Origin of the sequence: Litoribacterium kuwaitense (assembly GCF_011058155.1) — a bacterium.
GTDB lineage: Bacteria > Bacillota > Bacilli > Bacillales > DSM-28697 > Litoribacterium > Litoribacterium kuwaitense.
This window is the reverse complement of record NZ_JAALFC010000129.1, coordinates 1-402: the sequence shown is the minus strand read 5'-3', so window position 1 is coordinate 402 and position 402 is coordinate 1. Positions and strand designations below refer to the sequence as shown.

Annotated in this window: 1 rRNA gene; it reads right to left on the bottom strand. The window is 53.7% G+C overall.

The window, feature by feature from the left end:
* Positions 1-80: 80 nt before the first annotated feature.
* A 16S ribosomal RNA gene (locus tag G4V62_RS19340) occupies positions 81-402 on the bottom strand; the annotation flags it as partial.

Here is a 402-nt window from a genome sequence, read left to right as displayed (position 1 = left end):
CACATCCGACTTAACCAACCGCCTACGAACTCTTTACGCCCAGTGATTCCGGATAACGCTTGCATCCTACGTATTACCGCGGCGGCTGGCACCGTGTCTCTAGGACTACGCGGGTTTCTAATCCCGTTCGCTCCCCACGCCTTCGTTCCTCAGCGTCAGTACTGCTCCAGTGCGCTGCCTTCGCCATTGGTGTTCCTCTGGATATCTACGCATTTTACCGCTACACCCCAGAATTCCGCGCACCTCTAACATACTCTAGTTAATTAGTTTCGGACATGTTCCCAAGGTTGAGCCTTGGTCTTTCACATCCGACTTAACCAACCGCCTACGAACTCTTTACGCCCAGTGATTCCGGATAACGCTTGCATCCTACGTATTACCGCGGCGGCTGGCACCGTGTCT